The sequence below is a fragment of the Methylorubrum subtropicum genome (genome assembly GCF_038442325.1).
Classification (GTDB): Bacteria; Pseudomonadota; Alphaproteobacteria; order Rhizobiales; family Beijerinckiaceae; genus Methylobacterium; species Methylobacterium subtropicum.
The window spans coordinates 26,781-49,855 of the sequence record NZ_JBBXMW010000028.1 but is presented as its reverse complement, the minus strand read 5'-3'; the positions used below and the strand labels follow the sequence as shown (position 1 = coordinate 49,855).

At 71.0% G+C, this 23,075-nt stretch carries 22 protein-coding genes; 15 read left to right on the top strand and 7 right to left on the bottom strand.

Annotated elements, in window-relative coordinates:
• Positions 1 to 424 precede the first annotated feature (424 nt).
• A complete protein-coding gene (locus AAHG03_RS24730) occupies positions 425 to 2,482 on the top strand; it encodes a M23 family metallopeptidase (RefSeq protein WP_342154056.1) in 2,058 nt (685 codons plus the stop codon).
• Positions 2,483 to 2,605: 123 nt separating this feature from the next.
• Here the strand turns inward: AAHG03_RS24730 and gluQRS are convergent, their stop codons facing one another.
• Together gluQRS and AAHG03_RS24720 are read right to left on the bottom strand one after the other, a co-directional pair.
• Entirely contained in the window at positions 2,606 to 3,478 is an 873-nt protein-coding gene (gene gluQRS / locus AAHG03_RS24725) for a tRNA glutamyl-Q(34) synthetase GluQRS (protein WP_342154054.1), read from the bottom strand.
• Positions 3,475 to 3,768: a hypothetical protein gene (locus tag AAHG03_RS24720; protein ID WP_342154052.1), complete on the bottom strand. Its 294-nt coding sequence runs from the start codon at positions 3,766 to 3,768 to the stop codon at positions 3,475 to 3,477. The genes gluQRS and AAHG03_RS24720 overlap by 4 nt, the downstream gene beginning before the upstream one ends.
• A gap of 223 nt (positions 3,769 to 3,991) precedes the next feature.
• Here AAHG03_RS24720 and AAHG03_RS24715 point away from each other — a divergent pair, with 223 nt between their 5' ends.
• Positions 3,992 to 4,210: a hypothetical protein gene (locus AAHG03_RS24715; RefSeq protein WP_342154050.1), complete on the top strand. Its 219-nt coding sequence runs from the start codon at positions 3,992 to 3,994 to the stop codon at positions 4,208 to 4,210.
• Between the two features lie 19 nt (positions 4,211 to 4,229).
• On the opposite strand, the gene htpG is transcribed toward AAHG03_RS24715, so the two are convergent.
• Positions 4,230 to 6,095 carry a molecular chaperone HtpG gene (gene htpG / locus AAHG03_RS24710; protein ID WP_342154048.1) on the bottom strand — a complete coding sequence of 622 codons (1,866 nt, stop codon included), beginning with the start codon at positions 6,093 to 6,095 and terminating at the stop codon, positions 4,230 to 4,232.
• Positions 6,096 to 6,237: 142 nt separating this feature from the next.
• On the opposite strand from htpG, the gene AAHG03_RS24705 reads away from it, so the two are divergent.
• From AAHG03_RS24705 to AAHG03_RS24675, 7 genes are all read left to right on the top strand, one after another.
• Positions 6,238 to 6,681 carry a hypothetical protein gene (locus AAHG03_RS24705; RefSeq protein WP_342154046.1) on the top strand — a complete coding sequence of 148 codons (444 nt, stop codon included), beginning with the start codon at positions 6,238 to 6,240 and terminating at the stop codon, positions 6,679 to 6,681.
• Positions 6,682 to 6,727: 46 nt separating this feature from the next.
• Complete coding sequence (locus AAHG03_RS24700; protein ID WP_342154044.1) at positions 6,728 to 8,323, top strand: gamma-glutamyltransferase family protein; 1,596 nt, start codon at positions 6,728 to 6,730, stop codon at positions 8,321 to 8,323.
• A 213-nt stretch (positions 8,324 to 8,536) separates the two neighbouring features.
• Complete coding sequence (gene oxlT / locus AAHG03_RS24695; RefSeq protein WP_342154042.1) at positions 8,537 to 9,826, top strand: oxalate/formate MFS antiporter; 1,290 nt, start codon at positions 8,537 to 8,539, stop codon at positions 9,824 to 9,826.
• Between the two features lie 271 nt (positions 9,827 to 10,097).
• Positions 10,098 to 11,336: a precorrin-6y C5,15-methyltransferase (decarboxylating) subunit CbiE gene (gene cbiE, locus AAHG03_RS24690; RefSeq protein ID WP_342154040.1), complete on the top strand. Its 1,239-nt coding sequence runs from the start codon at positions 10,098 to 10,100 to the stop codon at positions 11,334 to 11,336.
• Between the two features lie 112 nt (positions 11,337 to 11,448).
• On the top strand, positions 11,449 to 11,838 hold the full coding sequence (locus AAHG03_RS24685) for a cobalamin biosynthesis protein (protein ID WP_342154038.1): 390 nt from the start codon (positions 11,449 to 11,451) through the stop codon (positions 11,836 to 11,838).
• Positions 11,839 to 11,894: 56 nt separating this feature from the next.
• The gene (gene cobM / locus AAHG03_RS24680) at positions 11,895 to 12,680 is read left to right on the top strand and encodes a precorrin-4 C(11)-methyltransferase (protein ID WP_342154036.1); all 786 of its coding nucleotides are present in this window, start codon (positions 11,895 to 11,897) and stop codon (positions 12,678 to 12,680) included.
• The gene (locus AAHG03_RS24675; RefSeq protein ID WP_342154034.1) at positions 12,677 to 13,999 is read left to right on the top strand and encodes a cobyrinate a,c-diamide synthase; all 1,323 of its coding nucleotides are present in this window, start codon (positions 12,677 to 12,679) and stop codon (positions 13,997 to 13,999) included. The genes cobM and AAHG03_RS24675 overlap by 4 nt, the downstream gene beginning before the upstream one ends.
• A 77-nt stretch (positions 14,000 to 14,076) precedes the next feature.
• Here AAHG03_RS24675 and AAHG03_RS24670 read toward each other — a convergent pair whose 3' ends face one another.
• Positions 14,077 to 14,481 carry a helix-turn-helix domain-containing protein gene (locus AAHG03_RS24670; RefSeq protein WP_342154032.1) on the bottom strand — a complete coding sequence of 135 codons (405 nt, stop codon included), beginning with the start codon at positions 14,479 to 14,481 and terminating at the stop codon, positions 14,077 to 14,079.
• 524 nt (positions 14,482 to 15,005) lie between these two features.
• Here AAHG03_RS24670 and AAHG03_RS24665 point away from each other — a divergent pair.
• Positions 15,006 to 15,341 carry an antibiotic biosynthesis monooxygenase family protein gene (locus tag AAHG03_RS24665; protein WP_342154029.1) on the top strand — a complete coding sequence of 112 codons (336 nt, stop codon included), beginning with the start codon at positions 15,006 to 15,008 and terminating at the stop codon, positions 15,339 to 15,341.
• Positions 15,342 to 15,360: 19 nt separating this feature from the next.
• Here the strand turns inward: AAHG03_RS24665 and AAHG03_RS24660 are convergent, their stop codons facing one another.
• Positions 15,361 to 16,611 (bottom strand): MFS transporter, encoded by a 1,251-nt coding sequence (locus AAHG03_RS24660; RefSeq protein WP_342154027.1) that lies wholly within the window; start codon positions 16,609 to 16,611, stop codon positions 15,361 to 15,363.
• 215 nt (positions 16,612 to 16,826) lie between these two features.
• Between AAHG03_RS24660 and AAHG03_RS24655 the strand changes: the two genes are divergently transcribed.
• Entirely contained in the window at positions 16,827 to 18,332 is a 1,506-nt protein-coding gene (locus tag AAHG03_RS24655) for an exopolysaccharide biosynthesis polyprenyl glycosylphosphotransferase (RefSeq protein WP_342154025.1), read from the top strand.
• 200 nt (positions 18,333 to 18,532) lie between these two features.
• Here AAHG03_RS24655 and AAHG03_RS24650 read toward each other — a convergent pair whose 3' ends face one another.
• Positions 18,533 to 19,087 carry a Fur family transcriptional regulator gene (locus tag AAHG03_RS24650; RefSeq protein ID WP_342154023.1) on the bottom strand — a complete coding sequence of 185 codons (555 nt, stop codon included), beginning with the start codon at positions 19,085 to 19,087 and terminating at the stop codon, positions 18,533 to 18,535.
• 137 nt (positions 19,088 to 19,224) lie between these two features.
• Between AAHG03_RS24650 and AAHG03_RS24645 the strand changes: the two genes are divergently transcribed.
• The 3 genes from AAHG03_RS24645 to AAHG03_RS24635 are packed head-to-tail and all read left to right on the top strand — an operon-like array spanning position 19,225 to position 21,043.
• Entirely contained in the window at positions 19,225 to 19,359 is a 135-nt protein-coding gene (locus tag AAHG03_RS24645; RefSeq protein WP_342154021.1) for a hypothetical protein, read from the top strand.
• Complete coding sequence (locus tag AAHG03_RS24640; RefSeq protein WP_342154019.1) at positions 19,356 to 20,159, top strand: metal ABC transporter ATP-binding protein; 804 nt, start codon at positions 19,356 to 19,358, stop codon at positions 20,157 to 20,159. The genes AAHG03_RS24645 and AAHG03_RS24640 overlap by 4 nt, the downstream gene beginning before the upstream one ends.
• Positions 20,160 to 20,212: 53 nt before the next feature.
• The gene (locus AAHG03_RS24635; protein ID WP_342154058.1) at positions 20,213 to 21,043 is read left to right on the top strand and encodes a metal ABC transporter permease; all 831 of its coding nucleotides are present in this window, start codon (positions 20,213 to 20,215) and stop codon (positions 21,041 to 21,043) included.
• Positions 21,044 to 21,342: 299 nt separating this feature from the next.
• Here AAHG03_RS24635 and AAHG03_RS24630 read toward each other — a convergent pair whose 3' ends face one another.
• Positions 21,343 to 21,975, bottom strand: a complete 633-nt coding sequence (locus AAHG03_RS24630; protein WP_342154017.1) for an exopolysaccharide biosynthesis protein — start codon at positions 21,973 to 21,975, stop codon at positions 21,343 to 21,345.
• A 332-nt stretch (positions 21,976 to 22,307) separates the two neighbouring features.
• Between AAHG03_RS24630 and bcsS the strand changes: the two genes are divergently transcribed.
• Entirely contained in the window at positions 22,308 to 23,024 is a 717-nt protein-coding gene (gene bcsS / locus AAHG03_RS24625; protein ID WP_342154015.1) for a cellulose biosynthesis protein BcsS, read from the top strand.
• Positions 23,025 to 23,075: the final 51 nt, after the last annotated feature.

Here is a 23,075-nt window from a genome sequence, read left to right as displayed (position 1 = left end):
TCTAGAGCCGGCGAACCGTCCTGTCAACCGTCATCCGATCGACACATCGGGGACACGAAGGACAGCGATCGTCCGATCCAGTCGCCCGGATCAGCCGTGCCGCTCAATCAGTCCCGATGACCTCCGGCTCGCTGCCCCACCGTGTGGTGGGCCGCGGCGCCCCGTCGGTGAAAGAGCGTTTACGGGGTCCGTCCGGTCCCGTCAATCGCGAAATCGAAAAAAGTTCCCCGCATCCGATCACGGGCGGATCACGGGGGTGTGACAGGACGCTCGCGCGCGAGACTCTCCCGATCGCGGGGCTCGCCTCAATGTGGACATGCTGGCCCCGGACACCCCGGGGCTCAGGTCCAGGTCGCCCGGTCGGGGCAACTCTGGTAAATCTCTTCGCGACATCCGGTCCGAAGCGCCCATCCAGAGGAAGCCCGTGACGCGCGAGCGGCTGAAGATCGGAGGAGCGGCCGGCGCGCAGCGGCGCCCGGCCAACCTGCCCCGCGGCGTCGAGCCGCCGCTCAACCTCCTCGGGGCGAATGCCCGCCAGATCGACCGCCGCGACGTCAACCTGCGCTGGCTCTGTGCCAGTGCGCTCACCGGCATCACCGGCGCACTGCTGATCGGCGCCGCGATCCACGTCTCGCTGCAGGGCGACGTGTCGCTCGCCGCGATCTCCGACAAGCCGGCTCTGATCGCCCGGCCGCAGCCCGCGGAAGAGGCCGCGGTCGCCCTCGCCCACAAGGGCGACCGGTTGGTGCGCAACCTGATGATCGCCTCGGCCAAGCAGACGTTCCGCACGCCCGTGACGGTGCGGCTCGGCGACCGCGAGATCATCAAGGTCAAGCCGTTCGTGCGGATCGCCTCGGCCCTGTCGATGCAGACCGGGGTGTTTGCCGCCGACGTGCCGCGCTTCGATCCGATGAAGTTCGTCTCCGACGAGCCGCAGGAGCGCGCGCCCGAGCCGAGCGCGGCCGACGCGCCGGGCGCCGAAGTCACCGTGGTGAAGCGCGATCTCACCGACGTCGCGCTCGACCCGAACGCCCCCGCTCTGTCCGACGAGGACGTGACCGCGCAGGTCGAGGAGGAGCGCCGCCTCACGGCGGAGGCCGGACGACGCACGGCGCTCCCGCTCGCGCCGCAGATCATGCTTTCGCGCACGCTGCGCCAAGCCTCCACCTTCCCCGGCTTCGACCAGAAGAAGCCGGAGGACGGCAGCCCGTTCAAGTCGATCGAGGTGCTGGTCGTCCCCGAGAACGTCACCAAGCTCGCCAAGGTCGAGTTGCGCTCGGGCGAGGCGCCGCTGGTGGAGGAGCGCGACCTCGCGCTCAAGCGCGGCGACACGGTCGAGGCGATGCTCAAGGCCACCGGCCACGCCTCGGATGCGGCGATCGCCGGCATCGTCGCCGCGCTCGGCGGCAAGGCGAAGGTATCGGGCCTGTCGGAAGGCCAGCAGTTCCGCGTGCAGGTCGCGCCGGGGCCCAAGCCCGGCGACGGGCGGCAGGTGACCCGCGTGGTGCTCTACGGCGAGAGCGGCGTGCAGGCCATCGCCGCGATCAACGACCGGGGCGCCTTCGTGCCCGTTGCCCCGCCGGTGGACGAGAGCAAGAACCGGAGCCAGCCGGCGCAGGCCGAGGCGCAGGACGGCGACGACGAGGAGGACGAGGGTACCGGCCCGCGGCTCTACCAGAGCCTCTACGAGACGGCCGCGCGCCACGACGTGCCGCGCCCCACCGTAGAGGACATCGTCCGGGTGTTCAGCTACGACATCGACTTTCAGCGCCGCATCTCGGCGGGCGACGGGCTCGACCTGTTCTACACCTACGACGAGGATGCCGGCCCCTCTGCGGCCGAGCGGCCGGAACTGCTCTACGCCGCGCTCAACCTCGGCGGCGAGTGGCGCAAGGTCTTCCGCTTCCAGTCGCCCGACGACGGCGGAATCGACTATCTCGACGACCAGGGCCGGTCGCTGAAGAAGTTCCTGATCCGCAAGCCCATCGCCGACGGCATCATGCGCTCCGGCTTCGGCTACCGGCGCCATCCGATCCTCGGCTACGCCAAGCTCCACACCGGCGTCGATTGGGCCAACCCCATCGGCACGCCGATCGTGGCCGCGGGCAACGGCACCGTCATCAAGGCGGAATGGGATTCGGGCTACGGGCGCCGGGTCGAGATCCAGCACATCAACGGCTACGTCACCACCTACAACCATATGTCCCGCTTCGCCCGCGGCGTCACCGCCGGGGCGCGGGTGCGGCAGGGGCAGGTGATCGGCTATGTCGGCTCGACCGGCCTCTCCACCGGCGCGCACCTGCACTACGAGGTCGTCATCAACGGCCACTTCGTCGATCCGATGAAGATCCGCGTGCCGCGCGGGCGCGAACTCGACGGGCGCCTGCTCGCCGAGTTCAAGCGCCAGCGCGACCAGATCGAAGCGACGATGCAGAAGTCGAAATCCGCCACCACCATGGCCCAACGCGACGCGATGCGCTGAAGTCCGGGTTCCCAAAGGGATCATCCCTTTGGCGGGGCGCCGGGGCGGAGCCCCGGCTTCCCTCCAAGACCAGGGCTCTGCCCTGGACCCGCGAAAGGACTCGTCCTTTCGAAACCTCTGCCTTCAGGCGAAGCCCAGCATCGAGCGGATCGCGCTCGGGGTGATGCCGCGCGAGCGCAGGTCCGCCAGCGATTCCGAGCCCTTCGACTTGGCGAGCTTGTCGCCGGTCTCGTCGCGGATCAGGCCGTGGTGGTGATAGGCCGGGCTCGGCAAGCCGAGCAGATGCTGCAGCAGGACGTGCAGGTCGGTCGCCGCCGCCAAGTCCTGGCCGCGCACCACGTGGCTGATGTCCTGCTCCGCGTCGTCCCAGACCACCGCGAGATGGTAGCTCGTCGGCACGTCGCGGCGGGCGATCACCGCGTCGCCCCAGCGGGCCGGATCGGCCGGGACGGTCTCTTCCGCGCCGTCCGGAGCGAAGCGGCGGATGACGAGGGGAGCGGTGACCTGGGCCAGGGCCGCCGCGCCGTCGAGGCGCCACGTATGCGGCGCACCCGCCTGGATGCGGGCCCGGACTTCGTCGCCGGAGAGCGCGCGGCAGGTGCCGGGATAGAGCGGCGCGCCGTCGGGATCGCGTGCCGCCGCCACGCCTGAAGCCTCGCGCTCGGCCACAGCCGCCGCGATCCGCCCGCGCGAGCAGAAGCACGGATAGAGCAGCTTTCGCCCGGCGAGCGCATCCCGCGCCCGCGCATAGTCCGAAAAGTGTTCGGACTGGCGCCGCACCGGACCGTCGAAGCTCACACCGAGCCACGCGAGGTCGTCGAGGAGGCCTTGCACGAAGGCGGGCCGGGTGCGGCCGAGATCGATGTCCTCGATCCGCAGGAGCAGACGGCCGCCGAGATCGTCGGCGATGCGGGCGTTGGTGAGGGCGGAAAAGGCGTGGCCGAGATGGAGCCGGCCGTTCGGGCTCGGCGCGAAGCGGAGGGCCGGTCGGCTCACGGCTCCCCGGTGCCGCGCAGGCAGGCCACCTTGCCCGGCGTGCAGGCGATGCCCGGCAGCGAGCAGGCGGCGCCGGTCTCGAGGCGGCGGCAGACCTTGCAGCCGTCACCCCACTCGGCGCAGGCCGGATCGTCGGCGGGCGCCAGCGCAGCAGCCTTATGCCCCGCGGACGGCCCCATCGGCGCGAGCGCCCCGATCAGTACGGTCGCGGCCACGAGGCCGAGGATGCCGAAGGCGACCCGCTTGTCGTGGCGGGCGGTCTGCGGATCGCGGGAGGGTTCGGCGGTCATGCTTCGCTGTTCGCGCGGGACGGGCGAGGCTGTCAACGCCGGGTGCCCGAACCGGTTGCCTCACCGAATATGTTGCACTGCGACAACAGCATTCCGGCCGTGCATTTTAGACAAGGCACGGCGGAACCTTCGGCACACCGATTGCGATGTGCTTTCTCGGCAAACGATCAAGAAACGCCACGGCCCGGGAGGCGATGCTCACGACGTCACGGAGCCTCACCGCATGCTCTACGGCCTCTACTTCATGACCTGCATGGTCGCCAACCCCACCCATTGCGTGGTGCGGGTTCACCGCTTCAACGAAGACATCGTCACGCCGCAACAGTGCCTCGCGGTGGCCCAGCCGCAGATGGCGGCGTGGCAGAACGCCCACGGCGACCGCTGGCGGGTCGCCCGCTTCCGCTGCGGCTCCCCGCCGAAAGATGACGGGACGCGGATCTGATCCGCGCCCCTCATCCCCCTCACGCCTGAGGTGCCGAGGCCCTCGCGAGCGCGCTCGCGACCGCGCGGGCGAAGGCGACCGGATCGCGCGGGGTGTCGCCGTCCTGCACGCGGGCGAGGTCGAGCAGGGTGCCGGCCTCGGAGGCGAGGTCTTCGCCGGTCTCGGCGCGGGCGTCGAGCGCGCGGATCAGGGCGTGGCGCGGGTTGATCTCCAGGATCGGCGCGCCGCCCCCGAAGCCGCGGCCGGCCCGGCGCAGCAGGCGCTGCATCTGCAGGTCGGGCCCCGAACCGGAGGCCGCGAGCACCACCGCGCTGTCGACGAGGCGGTCGGTCGTGCGCACGTCCGACACGTCGGCGCCGAGCGCGAGCTTGAGCGCCGCCACCAGCTTGTCGGCAGTCGGCGTCTCGCCGGCCTCGTCGTCAGACTTGAACTTCGACAGGTCGGCCGCGCCCTGCGTGACCGAGCGCAGGGGCTTATCCTCGAACTTGCCCAGCTGCTCGGGCCAGAACGCATCGACGTGGTCGGAGAGCAGCAGCACCTCGATGCCGCGGGCGCGGAATCCCTCGAGCTGGGCGGAGTTCTTCAGCGCCTCCACGTCGTCGGCGACGAGGTAGTAGATCGCCTCCTGCTCCGGCTTCATCCGCGACACGTAGTCGGGCAGCGAGGTCCAGCCGGCTTCCGTCGATGAGCGGAAGCGCAGCAGCGGCGCGATCTCGGCGCGGCGCTCGAAATCCTCGTAGATGCCCTCCTTCAGGATCGGGCCGAAATTCTCGAAGAATTTTTGGTAGTCCTCGGCCTTCTCGGCGTTCTTCGAGCGGCTCGACAGCTCGTTGATCACGCGGGTCGTCACCGCACGGCGAATTTTTTGAAGCGTCGGCGTCGATTGCAGCATCTCGCGCGAGACGTTGAGCGGCAGGTCGTCGGTATCGACCACGCCGTGGACGAAGCGCAGCCAGTTCGGCAGCAGCTCGGCCTCGTCGGTGATGAACATGCGCCGCACGTGCAGCCGCACCTTGGAGCGGCGGTCGTCCTCCACCGCCATGAACGGCTTCATGCTCGGCACGAACAGGAGGCCGGTGAATTCCAGCGCGCCCTCGGCCCGCCAGTGCAGGGTCGCCCAGGGCTCGTCGAAGCCGTGGCTGACGGTGCGGTAGAACTCCTTGTACTGCTCCTCCGTCACCTCGGACTTGGGCTTGCGCCATAGGGCGGTGCCGCGGTTGGCGGCCTCCTCCTTGCCCTCCTCGTCGCGGATCGCGATCGGCACGGCGATGTTGTCGGCCCATTTGCGCACGACGTGGTCGAGCCGGTAGCTCTCCAGATACTCGTCGGCGTCGTCCTTCATGTGAAGCACGATGTCAGTGCCGGCCTGCTCGCGGGTAGCAGATTCCAGGGTGTAGCTGCCCTTGCCGTCGGAGGCCCAGGTCCAGGCCTCGTCGGTGCCGGCACGGCGCGAGGTGACGGTGACGCGGTCGGCCACCATGAAGGCCGAGTAGAAGCCGACGCCGAACTGGCCGATCAGGCTCGGGCGCAGGTCCTCGCCCTCGCCGCTCTTCTCGCCGAGCGCCTGCGAGAAGGCGCGGGTGCCGGAGCGGGCAATGGTGCCCAAATTCTGGGCAAGATCGTCCTTGGCCATGCCGATGCCGGCATCGGAAATGGTCAGGGTGCGCGCCGCCTTGTCGGGGGCGATCAGCACCTTGGCGTCCGGGGGAAGGGCCAGGGCCTCGTTGGTCAGCGCCTCGAACCGGCGCCGGTCGGTCGCGTCCGCCGCGTTGGCGACGAGTTCGCGCAGAAAGATTTCGCGGTCGGAATAGAGCGCGTGGACGACCAGATCCAACAGGCGCCCGACCTCGGCACCGAATTCGTGCCGCTCCACCGTCTCGCTCACGCAGTGCCTCCCCGGCTTTGGAAAAAAGCCGGGGCGATATGCCCATGCCGGCGCGGCAATTCAATCGCCGCACGCCGGGGAGAGACGGAAAGTTGAGGGTTTAGGCCGCGAGTGCCGGCACCGGCGCGGGCTCGACGGTCTGATGCACCGCGTCAAAAGCGCCGCGGATGACCGCGACCGCATCCTCGACCGCGACGAGCGTGGCGAGCTTGACGTCGCCCGGCATCTCGCCGACCCGGCGGGTCGCGCCGACGATGGCGTGCTCAAGTCTCAAAAGGTCTTCCTCGGCGGAAAAGCCGGAAAGATCGGCGACCCGCTGAAGCGCTGCTTCCAAAGCGTGACGCAAGACAAGTGTTCTCACGCGCTCCTGAAGAAGCGCCCGCTCATTCTGCTTCATCTGGGGAAGTGCCCGCCGATTCGCCGCGAATCATCATGTCATTCGCCGCGCCGTTGCACAGTCCCATTTTCGCCACATCGCAAGAAACGCGTGGGGCGCACGGAACCTTTTTCAAGCCTCGCGCAAGCCAGCCGCCGCGTCGCCGATGCCGCGAAGGTTGTTGCCGTCGCGGTCGGGCCGTGGTCCTGATCCTGCCTTCCGTGCCGTTCCCGTATCGACACCCCGAGTTCCGTTCATGCCCGAGACCCCCGTCTTCGCCCACGCCGCCGTCGCCGCGCCCCACGCGCTCGCGGCGAAAGCCGGCCAGAGCGTGCTGGCCCAGGGCGGCAACGCCATCGAGGCGATGGTCGCGATGGCTGCCGCGATCGCCGTGGTCTACCCGCACATGAACGGCATCGGCGGCGACGGTTTCTGGCTGATCCGCGAGAAGGGCGGGCGGGTGCGCGGCATCGAGGCCTGCGGCCCGGCAGGCTCGCTCGCCACGCGGGCGCGCTACCGCGAGCGGGAGGTCGAGGCGATTCCCTCGCGCGGCCCCGACGCCGCGGTGACGGTGGCCGGCACGGTCGGCGGCTGGGATCTGGCGCTCGCCATGGCGCGTGCCTTCGGCGGGCGGCTGCCCCTCGACGCGATCCTCGGCGACGCGATCCGCCACGCCCGCGCGGGCTGCCCGGTCTCGGCCTCCGAGGCGCGCTACGTGCCGAAGGAACTCGACACGCTCCACGACCAGCCGAACTTTGCCGCAACCTACCTCACCGAGGGCAAGCCCTACGCGGCGGGCGCGTTGCGGCACCAGCCCAAGCTCGCCGACACGCTGGAGCAGCTGGTCCACGCCGGCCTGTCCGACTTCTATCGCGGCGACATCGCCCGCGAGATCGCCGCCGACCTGGAGCGCCTCGGCGCGCCGGTGACACGGGCCGACCTCCAGGCCTACGCGGCGCGCGAGCGGGCCCCGCTCACGCTGCGGCGGCGCGACGCCACGCTCTACAACTTCCCCCCGCCGACCCAGGGGCTCGCCGCGCTGATCATTCTCGGGATCTTCGAGCGCCTGAACGTGAAGCAGGCCGAGAGCACGGCGCATTATCACGGGCTGATCGAGGCGACGAAGCGCGCCTTCGCGATCCGCGACCGGTTCGTCACCGATTTCGACCGCCTCAAGGGCGATCCGTCCGCCTTCCTCGACCCGCGCCGGCTCGACCGCGAGGCGGCGCTGATCGACATGGGCCGCGCCGCCGGCATCCCGGTGCGCTCGGGCGAGGGCGACACCGTGTGGATGGGCGCGATCGATGCGGACGGGATGGCGGTGTCGTTCATCCAGTCGGTCTATTGGGAATACGGCTCGGGCTGCGTCCTGCCCTCGACCGGCATCTGCTGGCAGAACCGCGGCATGTCGTTCTCGCTCGACCTGGGCGCCGTGAACCCGCTGGAGCCGGGCCGGCGCCCGTTCCACACCCTGATCCCGGCGCTCGCCGCCTTCGACGACGGCCGCGTGATGTCCTACGGCTCGATGGGCGGCGACGGGCAGCCGCAATTCCAGGCGCAGATTTTTTCCCGCTACGCCGATTACGGGATGTCGGTGGCCGACGCGGTGGACGCCCCGCGCCTGCTCTACGGCCGGACCTGGGGCGCGGAATCGCTCTCGGTGAAGGTCGAGGACCGGTTCGATCCGGCCTGCATCGCTGCGCTCAAGCGCATGGGCCACGACATCGAGGAGTTGGGCGGCGCCTACATCGACTCGCTCGGCCACGCCGGCATGCTGGTGCGCTACGCGAACAACGGCCGCATCGAGGCCACCCACGACCCCCGCTCCGACGGCGGCGCCGAGGGCCTGTAAGGGGTTCCCAAAGGGCAAGCCCTTTGGCGGGTCCAGGGCTGAGCCCTGGGAAGAAGCGGGGCTCTGCCCCGCGCCCCGGCAAAGGGATGATCCCTTTGCGATCCCGATAGTTTTGCCAAAGCAAATCACGGAGCAACATAGGTTATCGGCCCATCGCCAGCGTAGAGGCTGGCACACCCCTTGCTCAGGCCCGGAGCCGTCAAGGAGTGAATGATGGATACGACATCCAACCGGACCCGCTGGATTCAGCTCGCCCTGGGCCTGATCGTGATGATGACGATCTCCAGCCCGCAATATGTCTGGACGCTCTTCGTGAAGCCGTTCCAGGCGACGACGGGGGCGAGCCTGGCCGCCGTGCAGGTCGCCTTCACGCTGCTCATCGTGCTCCAGACCTTCTTCTCGCCGGTCCAGGGCTGGCTGATCGAGCGCTTCAGCGCCAAGGCGATGATCGCGCTCGGCGCCGCGCTGTCCGGCCTCGGCTGGGTCGCGGCCTCGAAGGTCGATTCGCTGTGGGGCCTCTACGCCACCTACGGCCTGCTGTGCGGGCTCGGCACCGGCATCGTCTATGTCGGCGTGGTCGGGCTCATGGTGCGCTGGTTCCCCGAGCGGCGGGGCTTCGCGGCGGGCGTGGTCGCGGCGGGCTACGGCATGGGCGCCATCGCCACCACCTTCCCGATCACCGACATGATGGCGGCCTCCGGCTACCGCCACACGCTGCTCGTGTTCGGCGCGATCATGGCCGTGGTCGGCGTGGTGGCGGCGCTCGGCCTGCGCAGCCCCAAGCCCGGCGAGACGCCCGCGATCCCCGCCGACAAGGTCGCCAGCGCCGCCCGCGACGTGGCCCCGGCCCAGATGCTCAAGACCCCGCTGTTCTGGCTGATGTTCGCCATGATGGCGATGATGTCGACCGGCGGCCTGATGGTGGTGGCGAACTTCGCGGCCTTCGCGAAGGAATTCGGCGTGGCCGACGCCATCGTGTTCGGCTTCGCGGCGCTGCCCTTCGCGCTCACCTTCGACCGCATCACCAACGGCCTGACCCGGCCGTTCTTCGGCTGGGTCTCGGACCATGTCGGCCGCGAGAACACCATGGCGGTCGCCTTCGCGCTCGAGGCCGTGGCCATCTGCATGCTGCTGATGTTCCGCGAGAACGCCTACGCCTTCGCCCTGCTCTCGGGGCTGGTGTTCTTCGCCTGGGGCGAGATCTTCTCGCTGTTCCCGTCCACCCTCACGGACACCTTCGGGACCAAGCACGCGACGACGAACTACGGCTTCCTCTACATGGCCCAGGGCGTCGGCTCGCTGCTCGGCGGCCCCGTGGCCGCGCTGCTCCACGACGGCATGGGCAGCTGGGTACCGGTCTTCGGCATCGCCATCGCCCTCGATCTGATCGTCGCGGCGCTGGCGTGGTTCGTCCTGAAGCCCGCCCGCCGCGCCTATCTCGGCGTCGAGGGCCCGGCCGTGCCGGCGGTCGCCGCCCCGCTCGCCACCCGGCCGGCGGTCTGACCACGAGGGCGGGCCGGCGCGAAGCCGGCCCGCCTCACAAGGAGATTTGACGGGCCGGATCGGTTCCGGGCAGGGAGAACGCCCCTGTCCCACCACCCCCCTCATCCTGAGGTGCTGCGGAGCAGCCTCGAAGGAGGGCTCCAGAAGTCGCCGAGCGAACTGGAGCCCTCCTTCGAGGCTTCCGCTTCGCTCCAGCACCTCAGGATGAGGGGGATGGGTAGGAGACCTCAGGCGAGCAGGCTCCGATGACCCTCCCCGTGCCGTCCCGGCCATGACCGGCCCGCTCTCTCCCGAGCCGGCCCTCGCCCCCTGGCTCGCCATTGTCGGCCTCGGCGAGGACGGCCGGGCCGGGCTCTCGCCCGCCGCCGCCGCCGCCCTCGACGCGGCGGAGGTGGTCTATGGCGGGCGCCGCCATCTCGCGCTCGCCGCGCCGCTGAGGGCGGAGGAACGGCCCTGGCCGAGCCCGATCAGTGCGGCCTACCCGGACATCCTGGCCCGGCGCGGGCGGCCGACCTGCCTCATCGCCACCGGCGATCCCTTCCATTTCGGCATCGGCGCCGAGATCGCGCGCCTCGTGCCGGCGGGAGAGATCCGCGCCTTCCCCCAACCCTCGGCCTTCAGCCTCGCCGCCGCCCGGCTCGGCTGGTCGCTGCCCGAGACCGCCTGCATCACCCTCCACGGCCGCGATCTTTTTGGAGTCGTCCCCCATCTCCAGCCGGGTGCGCGCATCCTCGCCCTATCTTGGGACGGCTCGACGCCCGCCACGGTCGCGGCCCTGCTGACCGAGCGCGGCATGGGCGGCTCGCGACTCACCGTCCTCGAAGCCATGGGCGGCCCGCGCGAGCGCCTGCGCTCGGACATCGCAAAAGACTTCGCCCTCACCGACATCGACCCGCTCAACACGCTCGCCGTCGCGGTCGAGGCGACGCCGGACGCCCGGATCGTGTCCCTCAGCCCCGGCCTCGACGACGCGTGGTTCGAGAACGACGGGCAACTCACAAAGGCCGAGATTCGCGCCATCACCCTCGCGGCGCTACGCCCGCGGGCCGGTGAGACCCTATGGGACCTCGGCGCGGGGGCCGGCTCGGTCTCGATCGAGTGGTGCCTGCGCCATCCGGCCAACCGCGCCGTCGCGGTCGAGCGGCGCGACGACCGCGCCGAGCGGATCGGGCGGAATGCCAAAAGCCTCGGCGTCGGGGCGCGGGTCGCGGTGGTGCGCGGCGCTTCCGCGGAGTCGCTCGCCGATCTGCCGGCGCCGCAAGCGGTGTTCGTCGGCGGCGGCGTGGCCGAGCCCGGCCTGCTCGCCGCCTGCCGCGCCGCCCTGCCGTCCGCGGGCCGGCTCGTAGCCAACGCCGTGACGCTGGAGGGCGAGGCCGCCCTGCTCGCCGCCTATACCGACACCGGCGGGCGCCTGCGCCGGCTCTCGGTCGCCCACGCCGCGCCGGTCGGCGGGCTGACCGGCTGGCGCCCGGCCATGCCGGTGACGCAGTGGGTCTGGACCAAGCCGTGAGCGGGCCCTCGGACGCGCCCGTGATGCGCGATCCCTCCCCCCAACGGATCTCGGGCAAGCCCGAGATCCGTTGGGGGGAAGGTGAAGGCTCGCGGCCGGTCGTCCTTCACCGATGACCGACCGGGTGCGCCTCGTCGCCGGCATCGGCTTCCGCCACGCGGCGACCGTGGAGGAGATCGTCGATCTGATCGGCCGCGCTCTGGCCGAGGCCGAGTTCGCGCCGGACGCACTCGCCGCCATCGCCACCGCCGCCGACCGGGCTGGCGAGGACGTATGCCGCGCCGCCGCCGCCGCCTTCGGCTTGAAGCCCGTCGCGGTTTCGCCCGATGCGCTGGCGGCGGTCGATGCGGGCGTCGTGACCCGCTCCGCCCGGATCGCGGCGAGCCGCGGCGTCGGCTCGGTGGCGGAGGCCGCCGCACTCGCCGCTGCGGGCCCCAACGCACGCCTCCTCCTGCCCCGCATCGCCAGCGCGGGCGCGACCTGCGCGCTTGCCGCCTCATGACGCGGAGACGTCGGCCGATCTCCCCAAGGCCCGGCCCGATGCTGTAAGCGGTCCCGATGACCGTCCATTTCATCGGCGCCGGCCCCGGCGCCGCCGACCTCATCACCGTGCGCGGGCGCGACCGCGTCGCCGCCTGCCCGGTCTGCCTCTATGCGGGCTCGCTGGTGGCCCCCGAGATCCTGTCGTGGTGCCCGCCGGGCGCCCGCATCGTCGACACCGCGCCGCTCGATCTCGACGCGATCATGGCCGAAATCTCGGCCGCCCACGCCAAGGGCCAGGACGTGGCCCGGCTGCATTCGGGCGACCTGTCGATCTGGAGCGCGCTGGCCGAGCAGACCCGGCGGCTCGATGCGCTCGGCATTCCCTACACGGTGACGCCGGGTGTCCCCTCCTTCGCCGCCGCGGCGGCCGTGCTCGGGCGCGAACTCACCGTGCCGGGGCTGGCGCAATCGCTGGTCCTGACCCGCACCACCGGCCGTGCCAGCCCGATGCCGGAGCGGGAGCGGCTGGCGGCCTTCGCGGCGACCGGGGCGACGCTCGCCCTGCACCTGTCGATCCACGTGATCGATACGGTCGTGGCCGAACTCGCGCCGTTCTACGGGGCCGACTGCCCGGCGGCCGTGGTGTTTCGCGCGACATGGCCCGACGAGCGGGTGCTCACCGGCCCCCTCGCCGCGCTCCCCGAGCGGGTGAAGGCCGAAAAGATCGAGCGCACCGCGCTGATTCTCGTCGGCCCGGCGCTCGACCCGTCGGATTTCCGCGAGAGCGCGCTCTACGCCCCCGATTACGACCGCCGGTTCCGGCCGCAGGGCGCGGTCAACGCAGCCGGAGACGCCACGTGAGCGCGCCGGGCCTCCTCATCGCCGCGCCGCGTTCGGGCTCGGGCAAGACCACGGTGACGCTCGCCCTCATGCGGGCGCTGCGGCGGCGCGGCCTCGTCGTGCGCGGCGCCAAATGCGGGCCGGACTACATCGATCCGGCCTTTCACGAGGCCGCGACCGGATTCCCAAGCCTCAACCTCGACAGCTTCGCGATGCCCGATCCGCTGCTCGACGCCTGCGCCGGACTCAGTACCCGCGACGCCGCCCTCGTGGTCGCGGAGGGCTCGATGGGCCTGCACGACGGGATCGTGGCGGGCGAAGGCCGCACGGGGGCCAACGCCGACATCGCCGCGCGTTACGGCTGGCCGGTGCTGCTGGTGCTCGACGTGTCGGGCGCCGCGCAATCGGCCGCCGCGGTGGCGCTCGGCTGCGCCACCTACGATCCCCGTATCCGCGTGGCCGGGGTGGTGCTCAACAAGGTCGCGAGCCCGCGCCATCGCCGCCTCGTCGAGGCGGGTCTTGCCCGAATCGGCATGCGGGTGCTCGGCGCGCTTCCCCGCGAGGCCGGGCTCGTCCTGCCCGAGCGCCATCTCGGCCTCGTCCAGGCGGGCGAGACCGCCGATCTCGAAGCCCGGCTCGACCGCCTCGCCGACCTCGCGGAAGCCTCCCTCGACCTCGAGGCCATCGTCGCCGTCGCGGGCGGGCGGGCGGAGGCCGGGACCGGCGCCCTCCCCTCCCCTCCGGCCCAGCGGGTCGCGGTGGCGCGGGACGCCGCCTTCTCGTTCCTCTATCCGCACATGCTGGCGGGCTGGCGGGCGGCGGGCGCCGAGATCGTGCCGTTCTCACCGCTCGCCGACGAGGCGCCCGACCCCACCTGCGGCGCCTGCTGGCTGCCCGGCGGCTATCCCGAACTCCATGCCGGGCGGCTCGCCGCCGCGACGCGCTTCCTTGAGGGCCTGCGGCGTTTCGCGGAGGACCAGCCGGTCCATGGCGAGTGCGGCGGCTACATGGTGCTGGGCGAGAGCCTGGAGGATGCCGACGGGCTCACCCACCCGATGGCGGGCCTGCTGCCGGTGGCGACCTCATACGCCAAGCGCCGGCTGCATCTCGGCTATCGGGTGGCGCGTCTGGTCGAGGCGGGGATGCTCGGCGCGGCCGGCACGCGGCTCGTCGGCCACGAATTCCACTACGCGAGCGAGCTGACGCCGGCCCCCGATGCGGGAAACGCGCTAGCGCGGGTGACGGATGCCGAGGGGGTGGCCCTGGGTTTTGCCGGCCATCGCCGGGGCCGCGTCACCGGAACCTTCTTCCACCTCATCGCCGAATCGGACGGCGCCTGAGTCGCGCTCACGAGGCATGGAAGCGAAAGCGGCCGGGGACGGGCCCCGGCCTGCCTTGTCGTGATGGGAGTCCGGCCTCAGGCGTCGAGGGCGGCGTCCTTCTTGCGGTCGAGGCGGGCGGCGCTGCGCACGATCGCCAGAACCTCGCGGCGGAGCTGGTCGTCCTCGATCGAGGCGAAGGCGCGCAGCAGGTCCACGGCGCCGTGGGCACGCAGGAAGCCGAACACCTCGGCCTGCTCCTGGCCGCCGGCCACGTTGTCCTCGTCGAAGAAGGCGGAGACCGGCACTTCGAGGAGGCGGGCGATCTCGCGCAGGCGCCCGGCGCCGACGCGGTTCTGACCCTTCTCGTACTTCTGGACCTGCTGGAAGGTCACGCCGACGGCGGTGCCCAGGGCGGTCTGGCTCAGGCCTCGTGCCTTGCGCAGCGCGGTGATCCGGAGCCCGACGAGGCGGTCAACATCGGTGGTCTGTTTCGGCATCATCTTACGGTACGGTCCCTGACGCTATCGCGGCCGGCCCGAGGACCTCAGGTCGACCGCACTTTCGGACTCCCGGCAACGAATCCGCATGTCTTGATCCCGGTCTCAATCGCCGGAACGGACCGGGCTCGCAGATCGGGAGACAATCGTATCGCTGTGGAGCAGCCTCGGCTTAGCTTCACCATGAGATGCATGCTAAATGCAAGTGCCTCGTTGTTGATGGCTGGGAGTTTTCAGCAATCGCCGCCGCTGCGTTCACGAAATGTACCTATGGCGAAATCATGCGACCCTGCAGAATTTCGCCTATATCGTGCATTCCGCGTCCTCTTCGCGCAGGGCGCGGCGATGAACCGCCGGCCCTGGGCTTCAGCCCGCGGTTGAGACTACGTAGAGTCGGATTAAACGCGCCTCCCGGCCACCGGCGGATCGCCGCAAGCGTGGCTGTTCGGAAGGAATTTTAGGCGCGACGCGGACCACGGCAAGACGGCGCCAGGCCGGCGCCGCAACGGATCGGGAGTTGATCGGGCATGTTCATCGCGATGAACCGCTTCAAGGTGGTGAAGGATTCGGCGCAGGATTTCGAGCAGGTCTGGCTCGGGCGCGACAGCCATCTCGGCGAGATGGAGGGCTTCGTCGAGTTCCACCTGCTCAAAGGTCCGGAGGCCGAGGACCACATCCTCTACGCCTCGCACACGATCTGGCGCTCGAAGGCCGATTTCGAGGCCTGGACCCGCTCGGAGCAGTTCCGCAAGGCCCACGGCCGGGTGCCGACCACCAAGCCGCTCTATCTCGGCCACCCGCAGTTCGAGGGCTTCGAGACGATCCAGACCGTGGCCCGGCCGGAAGCCGAAGCGGCGGCCTGATTTTGCGCTGCCGCGGTTCTTACCGGAGCCGCGGCAACAGGATCGCGAAAAACCCGATGACGGGCAGGTACGCGCAAATAACAAAAACTTGTTCGATGCCGACCCGGTCGGCGAGTTCGCCGAGCAGGGCCGCGCCGAGGCCGCCCATGCCGAAGGCGAAGCCGTAGAACAGCCCGCTGACGAGGCCGATCCGGCCCGGCAGCAGATCCTGCGCGTAGACGAGGATCGCGGGCAGCGCCGAGGCCAGGATCAGGCCGATCGGCACCGAGAGCGCCACGGTTCCGAACAAATTCGCGTGCGGCAGCGCCAGGGTGAAGGGCAGCACGCCGAGGATCGAGCCCCAGATCACCGGCTTGCGCCCGAACCGGTCGCCGATCGGCCCGCCGAGTAGCGTGCCGAGCGCCACCGAACCGAGGAACACGAACAGGTAGAGCTGCGACTGCGCCACCGGCACGCCGAAGCGGTGGATCAGGTAGAACGTGTAGTAGGACGCGAAGCTCGCCGTATAGAAGAACTTCGAGAAAATCAGCGCCAGCAGGATCGCGATGGTGGCGACGACCCGTGCCCTGCTGAGATGGCCAGCGGCGGCCCCGCTGACGGTGCGGGCGACCCGCGGCGTCGTGGCGAGCCGGCCCGCGTACCAGCGGCCGACCACCGTCAGCACGGCGATACCGGTGAGCGCGGCGAGCCCGAACCACGCGACGCTGCCCTGGCCGTGCGGCACCACCACGAAGGCGGCGAGCAGCGGCCCCAGCGCCGTGCCGGCATTGCCGCCCACTTGGAACACCGACTGCGCCAGCCCGTAGCGCCCGCCGGAGGCGAGCCGCGCGACCCGGCTCGCCTCGGGATGGAAGATCGCCGAGCCGAGCCCGACGAGGGCGGCGGCCGCGACCAGCGCGGCGTAGGTCGGCGCGACGGCGAGCAGGCCGAGGCCGGCGAGGGACAGCACCATGCCGCTAGCGAGCGAGAACGGCAGCGGGCGCCGGTCGGTGTAGAGCCCGACCGCCGGCTGGAGCAGCGAGGCGGTCGCCTGGAACGCCAGGGTGATGAGCCCGATCTGCCCGAAATCGAGATGGAAGTTCTGCTTCAGCAGCGGGTAGATCGCCGGCAGCAGCGACTGGATCAGGTCGTTGAGCCCGTGCGACAGGCTCAAACCCATCAGCACGGCGAGCGCCGGCCCGGTTTTTTTCGCGGTCTCGCCGCCCGATCCGATCGCGGGCGGCCCCTGCAAGCCCGGGCTCGCGCCCGCGTCCGACGCCCCGGCTCCCATCGCTCGCTCCGTCCGCCGCCGCCTCGCGCTCCATGACAGCCCGGCTCGAGCCCGGCAACCGCGCCGTTCCATACCGGGCCCGTTCGGTCCGGTGCGCGGCTTGCGCCTGATCCCCCGAGAAGGGGCGGGACGACGACCAGTCGTTCCGTTCCGGGACAGTCCTCGCCTCAGGCCGGCACTTCGGCGCCACCTCGGGCAGTACCCGCGCGAGACAGATGTTTCACGAGCGTCCTCCGCAGAGCTACCAGCGTCTCTCCCTCGGGCGGGCGCGCCGCGCCGTCTGGGCCGCCCTGATGCCGCGGCGCGAGCGCACGGCTTTGCGGCTCGGCATCTCCTCGGCGCTGCTCGCCGCCGATTTCCTGGCGATCATGGCGACGGGCTACGCGGTCGATGCCGCCTATTACGCCTACAGCACCGGCGGCGCGCTGATCCCGCTCGCGCTCAGCCGCAACGTGCAGACGGCGGGGCTCCTGGCCCTCATCGTCCTGCTGACCAATCTGGTCCGCGGCGAGTACAGCATCGAGCACTGCCTCGCGAACACGCCGCACCGGCGCCGCACCGCGACGCTGTGGCTCTTGGCCTGGGCGGTCGCCCTGCTGATCGGCTTCGCCACCAAGATCTCGACGGATTTCTCCCGCGTCGCCTCGGCCGCCTTCTTCCTCGTCGGGCTGCCCGCCACCCTGTTCGTGCGCGCCCGCATGGTCGCCCTGGTGCGCCGCCACGTCACGCCGGCCTCGGCCTCGGCGAGCCGGGTCCACCTCGTCGGCTACGAGGAGGACATCGCGGGCTTCTACGCCAACAACGACGTCGAGGCCTTGGGGCTGCGCGTCGTCGGCACGAGCTACCTGCGCCGCTTCAACGCCAGCACGGGGGCGGCCAGCGCCGAGGCCCTGCTCGCCGAGGACCTCGATCTGGCCGTCTCGGTGGTGCGCTTCCTGCGCCCCGACGACGTGTTCGTGCTGGTGCCGTGGTCGGAATCCGCCGACATCGAGCGCTGCATCGACGCCTTCCTGCGGGTGCCGGCCGCCTTGCACCTGCGCCCCGGCGTGATGATGGACCGCTTCCCCGATCTTCAGGTCGCCCGCGTCGGGCGTCTGTCCGGCATCAACATCGGCCGCCGCCCGCTCTCGGCCGGCGAGGTGATGCTCAAGCGCGTGTTCGACCTGACGCTCGCCGGCATCGGCCTGATCCTGCTTGCGCCGCTGTTCCTCGCGGTCGCCGTGCTGATCAAGCTCGACAGCCCCGGCCCGGTCTTCTTCCGGCAGCGCCGCTACGGCTTCAACCAGCAGGCCTTCGGGGTCTACAAGTTCCGCAGCATGAAGGTGCAGGCCGACGCGTCGTTCCGCCAGGCCTCGCGCGACGACGACCGCATCACCCGCATGGGCGCGCTCCTGCGCAAGACCAACATCGACGAGCTGCCCCAGCTCCTCAACGTGATCCTCGGCGATATGTCGCTGGTCGGCCCCCGCCCGCACGCGCTGGCCCACGACCGCAGCTTCGAGCGCCGCATCGCCCTCTACGCACGCCGCCACAACGTGAAGCCCGGCATCACCGGCTGGGCCCAAGTCAACGGCTTTCGCGGCGAGACCCGCACCGACGCGGCGATGGAAGCCCGCGTCCAGGCCGACCTGCACTACATCGACAACTGGTCGATCTGGCTCGACATGAGCATCATCGTCCAGACGGTGATCTCACCGCGGGCGTATCGGAACGCGTTTTGATTTTTCGGGACACCGCCGTCATTCCGGGACCGCGCAGCGGAACCCGGACCCGGAGGGGCGCGCCGGAGGCGTGCAATCCACCCGTGATGCGGGAAGCCCGGCCAAAGTCGAACCGTCGCGGCCAGTCGTAGATTCCGGGTTCTCGCCTGCGGCGAGCCCCGGAATGACGGGCGCGGAGGACACCGGAAGCCGTCGAAACGTCAGCGCCCGACCGCCCCGCCGCGCTCCCGGCAAGCCCCGCACTCCCCCTCGACCTCCAGAATCCGGCTCGTCGGCGTGAACCCCGCCTGCGCCAGGGTGGCGCCCAGCGCGCTCTCGACCGCGGGGGCCGTCATCTCGTCGATGCCGCCGCACTGGCGGCAGATCAGGAAGACGAGGCTCGCGCCCGCGCCGTGGTCGTGGCCGCAGGAGACGAAGGCGTTGCGGCTGGAGATGCGGTGCACGAGCCCCTGCTCGGTCAGGAAATCGAGCGCCCGGTAGACCGAGACCGCCGCGACCCGCCGCCCCCCCTGCCCGCTCATCCGCTCGGCGATGTCGTAGGCGCCGAGCGGGCGCCCCTCCGCCGCCACCACCGTCAGCACGTCCCGGCGCAGGGGCGTGAATTGCAGGCCGCGCTCATGGCACAGCCGCTCGGCCCGCTCGGTCGCGCCCTCGGCGCATTGCCCGCAGCCGTGCCGGCCCTGCGGCCCGTCATGGCGGTGATCGTGCGAATGAGCATGATCGTGACCGTGGTCGTGCTGCGCGTCTGCGCGCATCCCGGCCTCCCCATCCGGCCCGATTGAAACGGAGCCGTGTTACAGTGTATCAGCCGCCTCAAGATAGGCGCCCGCCCGCCATCGGGCAACGACGGCGGCGCCCGCAACCACACCGCTCGCACACCTGAGAAAGCCCCATGATCCGTGCCGGCGGGGCCGACCGTCTCCCGCGCCGCTCCCTGTTCCGCAGCGGGGCCGCCTTGCGCGTGGCCGCGGCGCTCGTCCTCTCGGGGCTGCTCTGGGCCGTGATCCTGTGGGCGGTCGCCCCGTGAGCGCGATCCGCTTCCGCGGCCTGACGCTCGGCTACGACCGGCATCCGGCCGTGCACCATCTCGACGGCACGGTCGCCGCCGGCGATCTGCTGGCGCTGGTGGGGCCGAACGGGGCCGGCAAGTCGACGCTGCTCAAGGGCATCGTCGGCGAGGTCGGCGCGCTCGACGGCGCGATCGAAACGGGGACGAAGGCGATCGCCTACCTGCCCCAGGCCGCCGAGATCGACCGCAGCTTCCCGGTCAGCGTGCTGGATCTCGCCGCCATGGGCCTGTGGCGGCCCTTCGGCGCCTGGGCGAGCCTGAAGCGGCACCGCCCCAAACTGCTCGACGCGCTCGCCGCGGTCGGGCTCACCGGCTTCGAGGACCGGCCGATCGGCACGCTCTCGGGCGGCCAGTTCCAGCGGGCCCTGTTCGCCCGGCTGATCCTGCAGGACGCGCGGCTGATCCTGCTCGACGAGCCCTTCACCGGCATCGACGAGCGCACCACCGCCGATCTTCTGGCCCTGATCCGCGGCTGGCACCGGGAAGGCCGCACCGTCGTCGCGGCCTTGCACGATCTGCATCAGGTGCGTGCGCACTTCCCCTCGACGCTCGTGCTCGCCCGCCGCCCCATCGCCTGGGGCCCGACCGCGGAGGTGCTGAGCCCGCCGGTGCTCGCCCGCGCGCTCGCCCTGTCGGAGGCCTGGGACGAGGCCGCCGCGATCTGCCGGCATGAGGCGGCTCCCGCCGCCGCGCACGATCACCACGACCACCACCATCACCACGCTCACGGCCATGCCGGCCACGGAGCCGCCCCGTGACGCTCGCCGGCCTGTCGGACCTCCTCGTCGGCCCCTTCGTCGAGTTCGGCTTCATGCGCCGGGCACTCGCCGGTTGCCTCGCCCTGTCGCTGTCGGCGCCCCCGCTCGGCGTCTTCCTGATGCTGCGCCGGATGAGCCTGATGAGCGAGGCGATGAGCCACGCCATCCTCCCGGGCGCCGCCGCGGGCTTCCTGGTCGCCGGCCTGTCGCTGCCCGCGATGACGCTCGGCGGCCTGATCGCCGGCCTCGCGGTGGCGCTGGCGGCGGGCTTCGTCACCCGCTCGACGGTGCTGAAGGAGGATGCGAGTCTCGCCGCCTTCTACCTGATCTCGCTCGCGGGCGGCGTCTTCCTCGTCTCGCTGCGCGGCTCGCAGATCGATCTCCTGCACATCCTGTTCGGCACCGTGCTGGCGCTCGACGACGACGCCCTGACGCTGCTCGGCGGGATCAGCAGCCTGACGCTGGTGGCGCTCGCCGCCCTCTACCGCCCGCTGGTGATCGAGTGCGTCGATCCGCTGTTCCTGCGCACCGTCGGGCGCGTCGGCGGGCCGGTCCACTCGGCCTTCCTGGCGCTCGTCGTCATCAACCTCGTGGGCGGCTTCCAGGCGCTCGGCACGCTGCTGGCGGTGGGCCTGATGCTGCTGCCGGCCATCGCCGCCCGGTTCTGGGCCGCCGACCTGTCGGGGCTGATCCCCGTTTCCATGCTGATCTCGATGCTGGCGAGCGTGACGGGGCTGCTCGTCTCCTACCACGCCGGCATCCGCCTCCCGACCGGGCCGGCGATCGTGCTGGCGGCGGGCGCGCTCTATCTCGTCTCGATGCTGGTCGGCCCCCGCGGCGGGTTGCTCCACCGCCTCGTCCGGCGACGCCATCTGGAGGCGTGAGGGACTTCTCGGTCGGGGATTACCCGTCGCGAAGGCGATCTCCTCGTAGAAAGTCAATTCGGCGCCCGCGCATCCCCTCGCCCCGCACGCGGGGAGAGGGCTTCATGCCCTCTCGTCGGGGCATGAAGCGAGGCGGCAGCCGAAGGTGAGGGAGCCTCACCGGAGGAGACTCCTTCGGAATCGCCCCCTCACCTTCGCTTCCGCTTGTCGCGACGACGACAGGGTCGTCGCGACCCTCTCCCCGCGTGCGGGGCGAGGGGAATGCGGCTGCGCCCGTGGCGATCAGCCGGAGACCGGCCTTACGAAGCCAGCCCCGGGATCGACTGGCTGAGCCAGTGCAGCGCGCTCATCACGCTGGCGAACAGGGTGTAGACGAAGCCGATCGAGATGCCGACGCCGATGCCGCCGATGGCGACGCCGATCAGGACGACGATGCCGTCGCGCTCCACCAGCCCGAGCCCGATCAGCGAGACCGCGAGCCCGAGGGGGATCTGACCGAAGAAGGGCGGCGCCACGATGAGCGCCAGCGCCATCGCCAGGATCAGCACGCCGGTGCTGCGCATGCCGATGGCGGTCTCGAACACGCTCATGCGCGGCTTCGACCAGCGCTCCAGCCGCCGCAGCAGCGGCACCGCACGGGTGACGGCCTTGGCCACCGTCTCGCGGGCGACCGACTGGCCGAGCACGCGCTTGGGCAGCCACGGCGAGGACATGCCGGCCACGATCTGCACCGCGATCAGCAGCAGCAGCAGGCCGCAGACCAGCGGGATCGGCGGCGGCATCGGCAGGCAGTTGGGCAGGCCGAGCAGCACCACGAGCAGCGCGAACGCGCGGTCGCGCAGCACGGCGATGATGTCGCCGACCGTCAGCCGCTCGCTCTCCTGGCTCGCAAGCAAGGTGAGAACATCGGAGGTGCGCGCAGCGGAGGACAAACCGGCTCGGCCATTGGCTTCGGACAGGCGCGGCTCTAGCCCAACCGGAAGGTTCCGCCAAGCGGGCGCGAATGCGGGCCCCCGGCTCGCGTGCGGCGAATCACATGCGGGACGATTTCATTCCCGGCCGAAACCTTGAGGTTGGCCGGCCGCTCGATTGATGAACCTCAAGATGATCCAAGCAGGAAAATCATCAAATATTACATAAATTCCTGGCCACAGCCTGAGATTGCGCCAGACATTGCTCCTTTCCGCACGAACCCACGCGACGACCGATGGGGAGGGGCACCGACACCGGCGAGGGAGACGGCACGCCGCCGAGGGCGCGGCGCGTGGCCGGCCGCCCCTTGCGCCGATGGCTGGCGGCCTTGGCCCTGACCGCTGCCGCGAGTCCGGCCGCGGCGGAGGATGCGGGCCTGCGCTCCGTCCTGTTCAGCAGCCTGGAAGCCGGCGCCTCGGTCTTCTCGACCAGCGGTGCCAAGGTCGCCTTCGACCGGTTCGACCGCGACGGACCGGTGGTGCTGGTCAGCGCCGGCAACGGCATGCGCCTGGAGGGCGGCGGCCGCCTCCCAGTTCTGGTGCGCACCACCCTGCTCGGGTCGGCGCTGGGCGGCTACCAGTTCGTGCGGCCCTGGGGCGTGGTGACGGTGCTGGCCGGCCCCGAACTCTCCGTCGAGATGCTGACGGGCGCGGGCGGCGGGACGCTCCTACCCTTACGCAGCGGCGTGCGCCTGCACGGCGAGGTCTGGGCGCGGCCCACCGAATCCACGCTCGTGACTGCCACCGTGATCCTCGGCTCGGCCCGGAGTAATGCCTGGGCCCGCCTGTCCTGGGGACTCGCGCTGTTCGGCGCCTATCTCGGCCCCGAGGCTTCGGCCTCTCTCGACCACACCGGCTACCGGAAATGGAGTTTTGGGCTCCACGCGACGGACTACGCCTTCGGCGGCTACCGCTTCCGCCTCTCGGCGGGCTGCCAGTTCGAGGGGCGGGTCAACGCGTCCATGCGCCCGAGCCCCTATCTCGGGCTGGCGATCTGGAACGCGCTCTGACGCCGCTTCCGGTCGATCGCTTCGAGGACCGCTCCATCCCGTCATCGCGAG